This window comes from Paraburkholderia fynbosensis (assembly GCF_902859935.1).
GTDB lineage: Bacteria > Pseudomonadota > Gammaproteobacteria > Burkholderiales > Burkholderiaceae > Paraburkholderia > Paraburkholderia fynbosensis.
Map to the genome: position 1 here is coordinate 148,268 of NZ_CADIKI010000012.1, position 14,971 is coordinate 163,238.

Annotated in this window: 13 protein-coding genes and 1 tRNA gene; 8 read left to right on the plus strand and 6 right to left on the minus strand. The window is 63.6% G+C overall.

From position 1 onward, the window contains the following. Positions 1-105: 105 nt before the first annotated feature. Positions 106-897 (minus strand): hydroxyacylglutathione hydrolase, encoded by a 792-nt coding sequence (gene gloB / locus HV770_RS20785; RefSeq protein WP_175162562.1) that lies wholly within the window; start codon positions 895-897, stop codon positions 106-108. Between the two features lie 19 nt (positions 898-916). Here gloB and HV770_RS20790 point away from each other — a divergent pair, with 19 nt between their 5' ends. The 5 genes from HV770_RS20790 to HV770_RS20810 all read left to right on the plus strand — a co-directional run bounded on the left by HV770_RS20790 (position 917) and on the right by HV770_RS20810 (position 5,566). After that, positions 917-1,774, plus strand: a complete 858-nt coding sequence (locus HV770_RS20790) for a class I SAM-dependent methyltransferase (RefSeq protein ID WP_175162564.1) — start codon at positions 917-919, stop codon at positions 1,772-1,774. Next, the gene (gene rnhA, locus HV770_RS20795; protein WP_175162566.1) at positions 1,771-2,220 is read left to right on the plus strand and encodes a ribonuclease HI; all 450 of its coding nucleotides are present in this window, start codon (positions 1,771-1,773) and stop codon (positions 2,218-2,220) included. The genes HV770_RS20790 and rnhA overlap by 4 nt, the downstream gene beginning before the upstream one ends. Before the next feature lie 89 nt (positions 2,221-2,309). Next, positions 2,310-3,044, plus strand: coding sequence for a DNA polymerase III subunit epsilon (dnaQ, locus tag HV770_RS20800; protein WP_175162568.1), 735 nt, complete (start codon positions 2,310-2,312; stop codon positions 3,042-3,044). 48 nt (positions 3,045-3,092) lie between these two features. Beyond that, positions 3,093-3,167 (plus strand) — tRNA-Val (locus HV770_RS20805). Between the two features lie 521 nt (positions 3,168-3,688). Beyond that, the gene (locus HV770_RS20810; protein ID WP_175162570.1) at positions 3,689-5,566 is read left to right on the plus strand and encodes an ABC transporter ATP-binding protein; all 1,878 of its coding nucleotides are present in this window, start codon (positions 3,689-3,691) and stop codon (positions 5,564-5,566) included. Positions 5,567-5,723: 157 nt separating this feature from the next. Here HV770_RS20810 and HV770_RS20815 read toward each other — a convergent pair whose 3' ends face one another. From HV770_RS20815 to HV770_RS20825, 3 genes are all read right to left on the minus strand, one after another. Further along, positions 5,724-6,188: a DUF2214 family protein gene (locus HV770_RS20815; RefSeq protein ID WP_121315293.1), complete on the minus strand. Its 465-nt coding sequence runs from the start codon at positions 6,186-6,188 to the stop codon at positions 5,724-5,726. A 151-nt stretch (positions 6,189-6,339) separates the two neighbouring features. Further along, positions 6,340-7,194: a hypothetical protein gene (locus HV770_RS20820; protein WP_175162572.1), complete on the minus strand. Its 855-nt coding sequence runs from the start codon at positions 7,192-7,194 to the stop codon at positions 6,340-6,342. Positions 7,195-7,425: 231 nt separating this feature from the next. Beyond that, the gene (locus tag HV770_RS20825; protein ID WP_175162574.1) at positions 7,426-8,490 is read right to left on the minus strand and encodes a glycosyltransferase family 4 protein; all 1,065 of its coding nucleotides are present in this window, start codon (positions 8,488-8,490) and stop codon (positions 7,426-7,428) included. A 702-nt stretch (positions 8,491-9,192) separates the two neighbouring features. On the opposite strand from HV770_RS20825, the gene HV770_RS20830 reads away from it, so the two are divergent. Next, positions 9,193-11,028, plus strand: coding sequence for an ABC transporter ATP-binding protein (locus HV770_RS20830; RefSeq protein WP_175162576.1), 1,836 nt, complete (start codon positions 9,193-9,195; stop codon positions 11,026-11,028). Positions 11,029-11,134: 106 nt separating this feature from the next. Here HV770_RS20830 and otsA read toward each other — a convergent pair whose 3' ends face one another. Together otsA and otsB are read right to left on the minus strand one after the other, a co-directional pair. Then, entirely contained in the window at positions 11,135-12,592 is a 1,458-nt protein-coding gene (gene otsA / locus HV770_RS20835; RefSeq protein ID WP_175162578.1) for an alpha,alpha-trehalose-phosphate synthase (UDP-forming), read from the minus strand. Between the two features lie 55 nt (positions 12,593-12,647). Beyond that, entirely contained in the window at positions 12,648-13,397 is a 750-nt protein-coding gene (gene otsB, locus HV770_RS20840; protein WP_175162580.1) for a trehalose-phosphatase, read from the minus strand. A gap of 491 nt (positions 13,398-13,888) precedes the next feature. On the opposite strand from otsB, the gene HV770_RS20845 reads away from it, so the two are divergent. Both HV770_RS20845 and HV770_RS20850 read left to right on the plus strand, forming a co-directional pair. Then, on the plus strand, positions 13,889-14,476 hold the full coding sequence (locus HV770_RS20845) for an SCO family protein (protein ID WP_175162582.1): 588 nt from the start codon (positions 13,889-13,891) through the stop codon (positions 14,474-14,476). Positions 14,477-14,495: 19 nt separating this feature from the next. Beyond that, positions 14,496-14,957 carry a copper chaperone PCu(A)C gene (locus HV770_RS20850; RefSeq protein ID WP_175162584.1) on the plus strand — a complete coding sequence of 154 codons (462 nt, stop codon included), beginning with the start codon at positions 14,496-14,498 and terminating at the stop codon, positions 14,955-14,957. Positions 14,958-14,971 lie beyond the last annotated feature (14 nt).

The window sequence follows — 14,971 nt, forward strand, 5'->3', positions numbered from 1 at the left end:
GGCAACGTTTACGTCAATCGGAAACTTAGTAAAAAAATCAAGGAAATCTTGGGCTTGGCGAATTTTTCCGATTTTTAGCGTGAAGATCGGCTAATGCGGTGCGGATCAGCGGAAACGGTTCTTCCATTCGCGCATCAATGTGAAGGCCGTCAGTCGGTCGGACACCTTTTCGTGCAGCTGCTCCTGCAGGCTCGCCTGCACCGCCGGCTGGTCCGCACGCAGGAACGGATTCACCGCACGCTCGTGAGCGATCGTGGTCGGCAGCGTCGGCACGTGGCGCGCCCGAAGCTCGCTCGCCTTGTCGCGCCAGGCCTGGAGCTCGGCATTGTCCGGCTCGCAGGCGAGCGCGAAACGGATGTTCGACAGCGTGTACTCGTGCGCGCAGTGGACTTCGGTCGCGCCGGGCAGCGCGGCGAGCGCATCCAGCGAAGCGAGCATCTGCTTCGGCGTGCCTTCGAACAACCGGCCGCAGCCGCATGCGAACAGCGTGTCGCCGCAAAAGACGTGCGGCGTGCCGCGCGAATCGGCGGCCTGAAAATACGCGATGTGGCCGCTCGTGTGGCCGGGCACGTCGAGCACGCTGAATTCGAGCGCGGGCGTCGCGATCGACACGCGATCGCCATTTTCGAGACGGTGCGTGAGATGCTGGATCGCTTCACCAGCGGGGCCGTAGACCGGCACGGCCTGGCCATTCAGCAGATCGGCCACCCCACCGACGTGGTCTTGATGATGGTGCGTGAGTAAAATAGCGCTCAGCCGCCATCCGCGTTTCGCCAGATAGGCACGCACGGGGGCCGCCTCACCGGGATCGACGACAACCGCATGGTGTCCGTCGGAAACGACCCAGATGTAATTGTCTTCAAACGCCGGGACCGGTACGTACTCGAGCGCATTCATAGGCGACGCATTCTTTGATATGACTGACCGAGCAATTATAGACTGGCCCGCCTGGACCGATTCACCGCCCGGCCGCTACGTGCTCGACTGGGAGCAGACCCAGCTCGACCGCGTGGTGTCAGACGTGTTCGGCTATCATGCGCTGCAACTCGGCCTGCCGCAGCTCGACGCATTGCGCGAGAACCGCATGCCGTGCCGCGGCCTCGTGCTCGACGCTGCGAGCGGAGCCAGCGCGCCCTACGCTTTTCCGCGCGGCCTGACGCATGCCGGCACTCGCCCTGGATCGAACCTCGGCGCGGCGTCGGCCGGGTCGGCGGGCCTGCCCGCGCCGGCCGGCCGCAGCGCGGTGTGGTGCGACCTGCTGGATCTGCCCTTCGAAGCACAGAGCGTCGATCTGATCGTGATGCCGCACACGCTTGAATTCACGAGCGACCCGCACCGGCTGCTGCGCGAAGCCGAGCGGGTGCTGATGCCCGAAGGTCAGCTCATCATTCTCGGTTTCAACTCGCTGTCGCTATGGGGCGCGCGGCAATCGGTCGGCAAGATGACCGGCCGGCCGTTCGTGCCCGCTGCGGTCGATCTGATCGCCTTCACGCGTCTGAAAGACTGGATCAAGCTGCTGGGCTTCGACCTTGAACGCGGGCGCTTCGGCTGCTATCGTCCGCCGCTCGGCAGCGAGCAATGGCTCGCCCGCTATGGCTTCATGGAAGCCGCCGGCGACCGCTGGTGGCCGATCTTCGGCGCCACCTACATGATCAAGGCGATCAAGCGCGTGCGCGGCATGCGCCTCGTCGGCCCGCTGAAAGTGAAGAAACCCGTGCTCGCGCCAGGCCTCGCGCCCGCCGTCACTCCGAATACACGCAACCATACTCAATGACTCCCGATTTCATCGACATTTATACCGACGGCGCCTGCAAGGGCAATCCCGGCCCCGGCGGCTGGGGCGCGTTGCTGCGCTTCGGCGAGCAGGAAAAAGAACTATTCGGCGGCGAAGCCAACACGACCAACAATCGCATGGAACTGATGGGCGTGATCGCCGCGCTCGAAGCGCTGAAGCGCCCCTGCAAGGCAGTCGTGCACACCGACTCGCAGTATGTGCAGAAAGGCATCAGCGAATGGATTCACGGCTGGAAAAAGAAAGGCTGGATTACTGCGGCAAAGCAGCCGGTGAAGAACGCCGACCTGTGGAAGCGGCTCGACGCGCTCGTCGCGCAGCACGAAGTCGAATGGCGCTGGGTGCGCGGACATAGCGGACACCCGGAAAACGAACGCGCCGATCAACTAGCCAATCGCGGCGTCGCGTCGCTTGCGCAAATCGGATGAGCGTCGCGCGCACCGCCTTGCAATTCCTGGCGCCGTTTCTTCGCCGCTCTTTTTCTTCGCTGCAATTTCCCGAGGTAGGCTAATCCGATATGCGTCAACTCATCCTCGATACCGAAACCACCGGCCTGAATGCCCGCACCGGCGACCGGATCCTCGAACTCGGTTGCGTCGAACTGGTGAACCGCCGCCTCACCGGCAACAACCTGCACTTCTACATCAATCCGGAACGCGATAGCGATCCGGGCGCGCTGGCCGTGCACGGCTTGACCACGGAATTCCTCAGCGACAAGCCGAGGTTCGGCGAGATCGCCGATCAGTTTCGCGACTTCATCCAGGGCGCGGACCTGATCATTCACAACGCGCCGTTCGACATCGGCTTTCTCGATGCCGAATTCGCGTTGCTCGGCTTGCCGAAGGTGAGCACCTACTGCGGCGAGATCATCGATACGCTCGCTCGCGCCAAGCAGATGTTCCCCGGCAAGCGCAACTCGCTCGATGCGCTGTGCGACCGCTTCGGCATCAGCAACGCGCACCGTACGCTGCACGGCGCATTGCTCGACTCGGAGCTGCTCGCGGAAGTCTATCTGGCGATGACGCGCGGCCAGGAGAGCCTCGTCATCGACATGCTCGGCGAATCGCATGCGGGTGGCGACGCGCATGCGCCGCGTGTCGCGCTCGAGGCGCTGGAACTCGTCGTCATCGCCGCCAGCGACGACGAAGTTGCCGCGCACCAGACGGTGCTCGATGGTCTCGACAAAGCAGTCAAAGGCACGAGCGTTTGGCGCCTCGAACCCGCTGCCGCAGAAAATGAGCAGGTTGCTTAAAAAAGACTAGACGGATGCGAAGATCACTGACATAATCTCGATCTCTTCGGGTGGTTAGCTCAGCGGTAGAGCACTGCCTTCACACGGCAGGGGTCACTGGTTCGATCCCAGTACTACCCACCAGAATTTTGGTGTGTCGATCACCGAAGACTAAAGGGCTTATGCAGAAATGCATAAGCCCTTTTCTATTTTTCGCTCGAGTTTTGATGTGGCGTTTTCGATCCTCGATTAGGTCGAGTGGGGTTCGGCGCGCAGGATACGATTACCCTTTCTCGCGACGGGATTACGTCATCGGGTTTCCCTGTCGGCACCGGAACTTCGTAGGTTTGCGGCAGCCGGATACTGCTGATATAGTTGCCCTTCGGCGCAGTCGCGCCGCCCATCTTCTCCATCTCATTCGACCCAAAGGGAGGCGTCACATGTTCGCAGTGCATATCGCTCTCCCTCGCATGGTCTCGCGATCGCCCTCACGACCTTAACCGTCGTCAGCCCGTCGCATATGCGAGTCCGCCTGAAAAGGTGTGACGAGCAAATCCCAGACAGCCCTGAGTCGCATTGCCGGTGCATGCCGGCCCGCCTGACTGTCTCGTCCCTTCGCTTCTGACTGGAACCTCGGTGCGTTCATGCGCGCCGGGTCGTGGCAAATGGCTAACAAAAAACTCGACTTTCGCGGACAAGCCTTTAAGGATGTCCTCGGTTTCACCTTCAATCACTGGGCGCAACAGCCGTGGCGCGTCGTCGTCATCGCGGCGCTGGTGCTGTGCTCGGCATTGGCTGATGTGCTCACGCCGGTGTTCGCCGGACGCCTGGTCGACGCAATCGCCTCCGGACCGGCCGGCAACGAGAGCGCCTGGGGCGCGGCGGTCACGGCCTTCTGCGTGCTGGCCGCGCTCGGCCTCGGCGCGACGCTGCTTCGCCAAGGCGTGTACTTCAACATCATCCGGCTCACGCTGAAGATGATGAGCGAGATCGCCGCGAACGCGTTTCATCGCGTGCAACGCTTTTCGACCGACTGGCACGCCAACAGCTTTGCCGGCTCCACCGTGCGCAAGATCACGCGCGGCATGTGGGCGCTCGACCTGCTCAACGACACGCTCCTGATCGCGCTGCTGCCGTCGCTGGCCATGCTGATCGGCGCCACCGTGCTGCTCGGCTGGCGCTGGCCGATGATGGGCGCGGTCGTCGGGATCGGCTCGCTGCTGTATATCGCCGTGACCGTGGCCATGTCGCTCGGCTTCGTCGCGCCGGCCGCGCGCCTCGCGAACGCATGGGACACGCGCATGGGCGGCGCGCTCGCGGATGCAGTCAGCTGCAACGGCGTCGTAAAGGCTTTCGGCGCGGAAGAACGCGAGGAAATGCTGCTTCAACGCGTGATCGGCAAGTGGCGTCACCGCACGCGCCGCACATGGGTGCGCGGCACGATCAACGGCGGTGTGCAGGGCGGCATGCTGGTGGCGATCCAGGCAGCCATTCTCGGTGTGGCGCTGTTGCTGTGGGCGCGCGGCCAGGCGAGCGTCGGTGACATCACCTTCGCGCTGACGATGTTCTTCATGCTGCAAGGCTATCTGCGCGATGTCGGCATGCACATCCGCAACCTGCAACGTTCGGTCAACGATATGGAAGAACTGGTCGCGCTGGAGAGTCAGCCACTCGGCATCGAAGACCGCCCCAGCGCGGGTCCGATCGCGATCAGCCAAGGCGAGATCCGCTTTGAGCAGGTCAGTTTCCATTACGACGCGCACGACCAGCCGCTGTACGAGAACTTTTCCCTGCGCATCGCGCCGGGGGAACGCATCGGGCTGGTCGGGCATTCGGGCTCGGGCAAGACGACCTTCATCAAGCTGATTCAGCGCCTCTACGATATTTCCGGCGGCCGGATCACAATCGATGGTCAGGATATCGCTCAGGTGCGGCAGGCGTCGCTACGTAGCCAGATCGCGATCGTTCAGCAGGAGCCGGTGCTGTTTCACCGCTCGCTCGCCGAGAACATCGCCTATGCGCGGCCCGGCGCGAGCCGCGCCGAGATCGAGCGGGCCGCGCAACTCGCCAGTGCACATGGCTTCATCAGCGCGCTACCCAATGGCTATGACACGCTGGTCGGCGAACGCGGCATCAAGCTTTCGGGCGGCGAACGTCAGCGCGTCGCGATCGCGCGCGCTTTCCTCGCCGACGCCCCGATCCTCATTCTGGACGAAGCGACGTCGAGCCTCGACAGCGAAAGCGAAGTGCTGATTCAGCAGGCGATGGAGCGGCTGATGATCGGCCGCACGACGCTGGTGGTCGCGCACCGCCTGTCCACCGTGCGTGCGCTGGACAGACTGCTGGTGCTGGACAAGGGCAAGGTGATCGAGGAAGGCAGCCACGACGCGTTGATCAGGCGCGAGAACGGCTTGTACCGGCGCCTGTTCGAACGCCAGGCACTGGAACTCGTCAAGGGTCTCGGCGAATCGGAGTTCATGCGTGAGACCGCCGGGTCCAACGCAGATCGGATGGATGATGCGGGCCTGCTGGTGGGAAAGTAAATTGCAGCGGGCGTATGTGGCGCCACGCCCGGCACCTTGGAACATGGACCATGTGAAGCCGCGTTCTGCCGATGCTGCGCGTCCACGGCCTTCACATAGCTGCGCACGCGAGCGCGCCCACCCTGCCCCGCTTCGGCTTGCCGCCGCTAGAGTTCGGCTACACCACGCCGGCCGGCAAGCCGACGCCGCGCGCCATCCCGGTTGCCGCAAACACCATGAGCACCAGCAACACGGTCTGGATCACGCTGTAACGCGCATACGACCGCGCATTTTTCAGATCCGGCGGAGTGCCTTTGCGGATTGACGCGCGCCAGCGCATCAGCGCGAGCATGGATGGCACTTCGAGGATCAGAATCAGCACGAGCAGCGTCATCTTGACGTGAAAGAGCGGCTGGTGAAGATAGTAGTCCGCGCCCTTCTCGTAGCTGCCGAAAACGCGCATCAAGCCGGTGATGATCAACACCAGGGCGGACAGGCCCCACCGCGTATCCGCGCGAAATACGGAGCGCAACGCGGCCGGCACGGACGCGCGGCGCAGCGCCCAGGTGCGCCGCAGAATCGAGGCGAGCGCAAAACCGTAAGCGAGCAGATGAAGGGCGGCAAGCAACCAGCGAACCAGCATAGCGACTCCTGCAAAAGACGCGACACGATCGATGTATGTCCACTCACCCGCACTGAACGGCCGGGCACCGTGACTTCATTATCGGCCAAGGCCCGATTGACGACGTGCTGATCGGCCACGCGGTGTGATCCACTGCACAAAGCATGCAGCTTCAGACTTGCCGCAGAGTTGTGTCAAGCGCCCGAGCGGCGACCCGATCGCCCTCGGTCGTCAGCGTGGCGCGAAATACGGTTTGCCGATTGTGGCCCGCGGCGGCCGGCGAATCCCACAACAATTCGACTCCTGGACGGCGCCCGAACACGCCGCGCACGAGTGCCGGGGCCGCGACCGAACCCAGCGGCGCAGCCGTGGAGCCCGGCTCGCCCATCGCACCGAACGCGACCGCGGGGGCCGGCGCCGGCGTGGGCCGCGGGTCTTGTCCGGCGGCCCAGCGCACGGACAGCTCGCGCGCGTCGTACTGTCCTACCTTGCGGCGCTCGGCCCACACGATCACCGTACGCGTGGCGGGATCGAGCGCGACCGCATAACGGCCGATCGCAAAACGCCGCGCGGCGATGTTGGTCCGCCACAGCGGGCGCGGCCGGCAGATCCACAGCACGGCCGCGTACAGCAGCGGCGCGACCAGCAGCCAGCCGTTGGTCGCCGCCACGGCCTGCGCGGCACGCCGCCAGCCAGCGCTCGCCACGAATACGCCAACCGACCAGAGCGCGAATACAAACCCAAGGAAAGCGAACAGACGCAGCGCCTGCCGCAGCCATTGCGGCAGCGGATGAAACGGACGCTCGGCCACGGCGCGCGCGCCCGGCAGGAAAATCAGCAGGAACAGGAAAACCAGGTTGATGCATGCCCACGGCGACGACACCATCGCCGACAGCGCAGCGGCGAGATCCATCTGCGCCATCGAAAAAAGCCAGCGAGCGACAAGCACGAGACCGATGGCGCGTAACGCGAAAATCGTTCCGGCGCCAGGCGCGGCATTCGCTCGCGTCTCTTTCGTTCTCGCCAAGGCATCCTCCTGTCGTCGGCGGCGCCGCAGCCAAATTTGCGGCACGGCCATTATAGGGATATTACCGAGAGTGGCTCAGTCTTACCGGCGCGAAGAGCCTACTTTCGTCCACACACTGCAAAAAACGCGGCGCGCATGCAACAACGCCCCGTGAGCGCTGGCTCACGGGGCGTTGCAGGTGGCCTGAGGAGCGCCCTGAAGCGCTCTTTCAGTCGGCTGAGCGACTAAAGATCAGTTCGCGTTGACTTCGCGAAGCACCGTGCGCTGTTTCTGACGCAGCAGTTCTTCGTAGGTAGCGACGTAGTTCCTCGCCATGACCTTCGACGAGAAGCGCGCTTCGAACGCGTTGCGCACCCCGGCGCGCGGCAGCGTGTGCAGGCGCTTGACGGCCGCGACTGCGCTGATTTCATCTTCGACGACGAAGCCCGACACGCCGTTCTCGATCACTTCCGGCACCGAACCGCGATTGAACGCGATCACCGGCGTACCGCAAGCCATCGCTTCGATCATCACCAGACCGAAGGGCTCCGGCCAGTCGATGGGGAACACCAGTGCATGCGCGTTGCCGAGAAACTCACGCTTTTCGGCTTCGCCGATTTCGCCGATGTATTCGACGTGCGGGAGCGCCATCAGCGGCTTGATCACTTCTTCGTAATAGGCACGATCGGCCTTGTCGATCTTCGCGGCAACCTTGAGCTTCATGCCTGCCTGGCCGGCGATACGGATCGCACGGTCGAGACCCTTCTCCGGCGAGACACGGCCAAGGAATGCGAGGTAGCCCGGCTCGACGTCCTTGATCGGCGTGAGCACGTTTTCCGGCAGACCGTGATAAACGGTTTGCAGCCAGTTCGCTTGCGGCAGCGGAATGCGCTGGTTGTCCGAGATCGACACCACCGGCACGTCGCTGAACGTATTGAAGATCGGCTGCAGTTCCGGCAGATCGAGACGGCCGTGCAGCGTCGTCACGAACGGCACCGGCTGGCGCGCGAACAGCGAGAACGGGTAGTAGTCGATGTGAAAATGCAGCACGTCGAACTCGTCCGCGCGGCGGCGCACTTCTTCGAGCAGCAGCATGTGCGGCGCCATCACGTCGCGGATCGTCGGGTCGAGGCGCAGCGCCTGCGGCCAGAAGGCTTCGAGTTTCGCCGAAGTTTGCGAATCGCCGCTCGCGAAGAGCGTGACGTCGTGGCCTTGCTCGACCAGTGCTTCGGTCAGATAGGACACCACGCGTTCCGTACCACCATACAGCTTGGGAGGAACCGCCTCGTGCAGCGGAGCGATTTGAGCGATTCGCATAATGGAGAACTCCTAGTAAAAAATCAGGCAAAAGTACTGCGTTTGATAAAAGCGACTCGCTTGCTCGCCAGGGCCGTCTGGCCGGACATGCCGGGGCGGGCCTGATTCTTTCGAGAAATCCTGCGATGGATCGCTTGGGAATGAGCCCAGACTGGCCGATCACCGTCTGCGCATGCGAGTAAACGCACACGTGAGACCTGCGTTGACAAATTGTCAGATATTTCCAAGCTTGCCGGGCTCTACGGAGCATGCATTATCGGTGCCGGGCTTCTCGCTGCACCACAACATTTCAAAGTCTTTACGTTGTTACAAACGCGAAACACTTTGCAAACCCTTGTTTTATAAGAGAGTTCTACAGTGGCAACTGGCTTCCGGCGGGGACCGCGAATGCGGCGTCTGCAAGCGCTGCATCAACTTTGCCGGTACGCGTTGAAGAAATGCCGCAGCGCGGCTGAATGCAATCTGTAATTATATCTCGAATTTGTCCGTCACCCTGCGTGAACCACCCCGCCCATCAGCGGGTCCAGCAACTGCAGGGCGCGGAGGTCTATCGCGAAATCAATCGCGCCAATGCCCGGATACACAGGGCGCAATCGCTTTTGCATGTTTACAATGCGAAGCATCGGCTTCGCGGCGAATCCATCTTTTCCCGTGGCCCGCGCTTTGCATGCACAACCCGAAACACCTCGACCTCACGATCAATTGGAACAATTAACCCTCGCCCAGCGTAACGCCCAGAACGCAAAGCTCGCGAGCTATGCGCACCGGCCGCTTGCGTTTCTCTTCCGCTTTATCCGCCGCCATCCGCTCGCGCATGCGATCGTGCTGTGCAGCGTGTTTGCGGCCGTGGGCTGTGCGCTCGCTTCGCAATACGCGATCAAACATCTGATCGACGTGCTCGGCGAAGGCCGGCATCATCCCGGTCCGTTGTGGGGGGCGTTCGCGATCCTCGTCGGCCTGATTGCCGCGGACAACCTGCTATGGCGCGTCGGCGGCTGGGTCGCCGCGCATACGTTCGTCGCCGTGACCGGCGACCTGCGGCGCGACCTTTTCCAGTATCTGAGCGGGCACTCGCCGACCTACTACTCCGAGAAGCAGCCCGGCATGCTGGCGAGCCGGATCACGGCGACCTCGAACGCCGTCTACACCGCCGAGAACACCACCGCCTGGAACGTGCTGCCGCCGTGCATCGCGGTGCTCGGCGCAATCGTCATGATCATCGCCGTGAATCCGCTGATGGCCGTCGGCCTGATGCTGTGCTCGGCGATTCTGTCGGTCGTGCTGTACAAGCTCGCGGGGCGCGGCTCGGCGCGCCATCACCATTTCGCCACCAAGGCGGCGTCGGTGGACGGCGAACTGGTCGACGTGATCAGCAACATGGGTCTCGTGCGCGCGTTTGGCATGACGTTTCGCGAGCAGCAGCGCTTCGGTGCAACGGTCAAGGCCGAGATGGACGCGCGCCAGCAAAGCCTGCTGTATCTGGAGAAGCTGCGCTTGCTGCATGCGGTGATTACCGCGCTGCTGTCGGCGGGTCTGCTGGGCTGGGCGCTCTGGCTGTGGGATCAAGGCAAGGCGACCTCGGGCGACATCGTGCTCGTCAGCTCGCTCGGCTTCACGATTCTGCACGGCACGCGCGACTTGGCCGTCGCGCTCGTCGACGTCACGCAACACGTAGCGCGGCTCGCGGAAGCCGTGCGCACGCTGCTCGAACCGCACGGCATGCCGGATCGCGACGACTCGACCGAACTCGTGCCGCAAGGCGGCCGGGTCGATTTCGAAGGCGTGACGTTCGCTTACCCGCGCCGCCGTCCCATTCTCGATCACTTCGACCTGCGTATCGAACCCGGCCAGCGGGTCGGCTTGATCGGCAAGTCAGGCGCGGGCAAATCCACCGTGCTGGCGCTGCTGCAGCGCTTCTACGAAACCCAAGGCGGTGCGATCAGGATCGACGGCCAGGACATCGCGACGGTCACGCAGGACAGCCTGCGCCATACGATCGCGCTCGTGCCGCAGGACATCTCGCTGTTCCATCGCACGGTGTACGAGAACATCGCTTACGGACGCCCTGAAGCGAGCCGTGAGGAAGTGCTCACGGCCGCGCGCGAAGCGCGTTGCTCGGACTTCATCGAAGCGATGCCGGAAGGCTACGACACGATCGTCGGCGACCGTGGCGTGAAGCTGTCGGGCGGCCAGCGCCAGCGGATCGCGATTGCGCGGGCGATTCTGAAAAACGCGCCGATCCTGCTGCTCGACGAAGCCACCTCGGCGCTCGACAGCGCCTCGGAAGAAGCGATCCAGAAGGCGCTCGACCGGCTGATGGTCGGCCGCACGGTGATCGCGATCGCGCACCGGCTGTCGACGCTGAACAACTTCGACCGCATCATCGTGATGAGCGCCGGCAAGGTAATCGACGACGGCAGCCCGGAAGAGTTGCGCCAACGTCCGGGCCTGTATCGCGATCTGCTCACGAAACAGTACGGCAAGGGTACGACGCTGCACATCGGCGGCAAGAAGGTCGACGAACAGCACGTGGTCTGAACGGCGCGCCGCGCGAAGTTATCAGCCAAAGAAAAAGCCGCTCACGTGAGCGGCTTTTCCGTTTTTCAGGCTGTGCGATCAGGAGGCGCGGCAGCCAACCCTGCCGCTATTGCTCCACGCTATCACGCACTGTCTGCCTGGAGCCTGCCCTCACCTTCCTGCTTCTGCCGGACTTCGTACTCTCTACGCTCTGCAAATCGCACATGAAGTTATCGCGCCACACGGACACATTGTTCTCGCGCAACTGCACCATCATGTCGCGATAGCGCGCCTGACGTTCCGCGAGCGGCATCGCGAGCGCATTGGCGAGCGCCTCGGCCATGCCGTCGATGTCGACCGGATTGACGATCAGCGCGCCCTCCAGCTCCTGCGCCGCGCCGGCAAAGCGTGACAGCACCAGCACCCCGGGATTCTCCGGGTCCTGCGCCGACACATATTCCTTGGCGACGAGGTTCATCCCATCGCGCAACGGCGTGACGTAGCCGACATGCGCGGTGCGAAACAGCGCGGCCAGCACCGAGCGCTCGTACTGCTTGTGAATGTAGAGAATCGGCGTCCAGTCCAGTTCGGCGAAGCGTCCGTTGATGCGCCCCGACTCGCCTTCGAGCTGCAAGCGGATGTCCTGGTAAGCGTGCATGTCGGCGCGCGTCGGCGGCGCAATCTGCAGGAACGACACCTTGTTGCGTTGCGCGGCCACCTGCTCGAGCAGACGCTCGAAAGCGCGAAAACGTTCGACCAGCCCCTTCGAATAATCGAGACGGTCCACGCTCATGATCAGCTTGCGCGAATGCAGCGTCGCCTTCATCGTGCGCACCGGCTTGCCGCGCTCGCCCGCTTTCGCGAGTTCGGCAATCTCGTCCGGATATACGCCGATCGGATAAGCCGCGGCGCGCAACGTGCGCCCGAACGCGTGGATGCTCTGCGGGCCGCGAGCCGACACGTCGACCGTGCCCTGCGCTTCGTTGACGATGTAGTCGCCGAACGCACGCAGATCCGGCTCGGTCTGGAAGCCGAGCAGATCGAACGAACACAAGGCTTCGACCAACTCGCGATGCGGCGGCACCGCCAGCAGCACCTGCGAAGCCGGAAACGGAATATGCAGAAAGAAGCCGATGCGGTTCTTCACACCGGCCGCACGCAATGCCTGCGCGAACGGGATCAGGTGATAGTCGTGGACCCAGATCACATCGTCTTCACGCAGCAGCGGCACCAGTTGCTGCGCGAGCCAGCCATTGACGCGGCAGTAGCCTTCGAAGTCGTGCCGGTCGTATTGCAGCAGGTCGGCACGATAGTGGAACGCCGGCCACAGCGTCGCGTTCGAGAAGCCGCGATAGTACTGGTCGTAGTCGCGGCGCATCAACGGGACGGTCGCGAAGGTCACGGGACCGCGCTCCTCCACCTTGATCTGCGGCTGGCCTGAGCTGAGCACGTCCCCGCTCCAGCCAAACCACATGCCGCCGGTTTCCTTCAGCGCGTCATACACGCCGACCGCCAGACCGCCTGCCGCCGGGCCACCCTCCGAGATCGGGGCCACCCGGTTCGATACGATGATCAGTCGGCTCATGAAGCGCGATTCCCGATGCGGTGCGTTGGGTGCGGCAAGCGATGCGGCGCCGGCATCATGCTGCGCGCGCCGCTGCGACAATCGATTCGAGCCAGTCGAGCAGCGCCGGAACCGACTCGATGCGCGTATGCGCCATCGTCTCGCCCGCGCCGACCTTGATCGACAGCCCGCCGCGCTCGTTGATGACGGCGAAGCCTTTCTCGTCGGTCAGATCGTCGCCGGCGAACACCGGCTGGCGGCCGACGAACGGCGGTTCGTCGAGGAACGCGCGCATGGCGCGGCCCTTGTCGACGTCTTTCGGCTTGATTTCGTAGACCATCTTGCCCGGCTGCAATACGTAAGCGCCGGGGTAATCGGCGACCAGCCGCTGTGTCGCCTCGCGCGCGACCGGCTCACGGTCCGGCGCATTGCGGTAATGCAGCGCAAGCGCCGCGCCCTTGATCTCGAGCAGCATGCCCGGATGTTCGTTGACGACCTGCGCCAGCACCTGCTCCATGCGCAGGAGCCGCTCGTCATGGAAGCCGATGCGCTGCGTATCGCCATTCGCGTCGCGCCGCTCGGCGCCGTGCAAACCGGCAATCGGCAAATCGGGCATACCGAGGAAAGCGTCGATGCTGTCGATGCCGCGGCCCGACACGATCGCGACCGCGCCGTTCGTCAGACTACGCAGTTCGGCCAGTAGCACGGGCACGCGCGGGTCCACCAGCACGCCATCCGGCGTGGGTGCGAGTTCGACGAGGGTGCCGTCGAAGTCGAAGAAAAATGCCGTCTCACTCGGAGACAGAACAGCCGGAAGTGCTTGCATCGCTTAGGTTCGCCTTTCAGCCTTCTGCGGCCGGAAAAGTGTGCGCATCTTACCGCGCATCCGTCAATTTTTCGAGAAAGTAAGCCGGAAGTCCGAGACCTCGGCCAACCGGCCGCTGTGCGCGCCGGCTTACGGTGAGGGCATTCAAAAAGAGAACGGTCCGGCTTCAACCGGCTTTCATCCGACTGCGTCAAATTGTCCGGCGAACCGCGCGCCGGGCGCGTGGGGCGACGCCGCCGGCGATTTTGCGCTACAGTCGCAGCCACGCAGACAATCACCGTCGAAGCCATCTTTGCATACTAGGACGGCCTACGCGCCGCAGGAAGATCAGGTGGAATCCGACGGCGCGGTGGATCGGCGTCGTCATGTGCCGCTCTTCAATCGAGTCATTGAGCCCTGCTTTGTTCCCGATCATTGCATCCCGACACCCGCATCCGCCTCTGGCCGCATCGCGCCGGCGGCAGTCCACGCGCCGGTTCGCGCTGACCGTCATGATAGGCGCACTGACCGCCCTTACCGCCGTGATCACCCTGAGCGGCTGTACGCCTCGTACCCAACCCTGGCAGCTGACCAACGTGACCGGCCATCTGCCGGATCTCGACTTCAAGCTGACCGGCGACGACGGCCGGCCAGTCACCGGCGATTCGTTCAAGGGTCGCGCGTCGCTCGTCTACTTCGGCTACACGCATTGCCCGGACGTCTGCCCCGAGACGATGGGCCGGCTCATGCAGGTGCTCGGCAAGCTCGGCCCGGACGCGCAGAAGGTGCGCATCCTGTTCATCACCGTCGATCCCGCGCGCGACACGCCGCAAGCGTTGCGCGATTACGTCGGCGCGTTCGACTCGCAGCATGCCGAAGGGCTGACCGGCACCGACTGGCAGATCGAGTCGCTCGCCAAGCGCTACCGCGTCGCCTATCAGATGGAGAAGCGCGACCCTCGCGGCAATTACGAAGTTACGCACAGTTCCGCTGTTTATGTGTTCGACAGCCAGGGCCACGCGCGCCTGCTGGCCACCGATCACGACACGCCCGATACGATCGCGCAAGACCTGCGCCGTATCATCGATGACCGTTCCTGACCTATCTCCGAGTTCATTCATGTCGATCAAGATCAAAACGTTCGCTTCACTGAGCTGCGCGCTCGCCCTCTCGTTCGGTGTCGTGTCGGCTGCGCAAGCCGCCGGCGCCGACGCGATCAGCGTCAAGGACGCATGGGTCCGCTGGCTGCCGAACAACCTGCCCGCCGCCGGCTACGCGACGCTGGTCAATGCGAGCGACAAGCCCATCGACCTCGTCGATATTTCGAGCAAGGACTATGGCGACGCGATGCTGCATCAGACCGTCTCGAACGGTTCGTCGCAGAAGATGGTGATGGTCGACAAGCTGACCGTGCCCGCGCATGGCCAGGTCTCGATCGCGCCCGGCGGCTACCACGTGATGCTCGAAGACGCCAAGCACAAGATCGCACCAGGCGACACCGTGCGTCTGACGCTGAAGTTCTCCGACGGCGAAACAATCGACACGCCGTTCGCCGTCAAGTCGCCGGCGCAGACCAAGTAACCGGGTAACGTGCA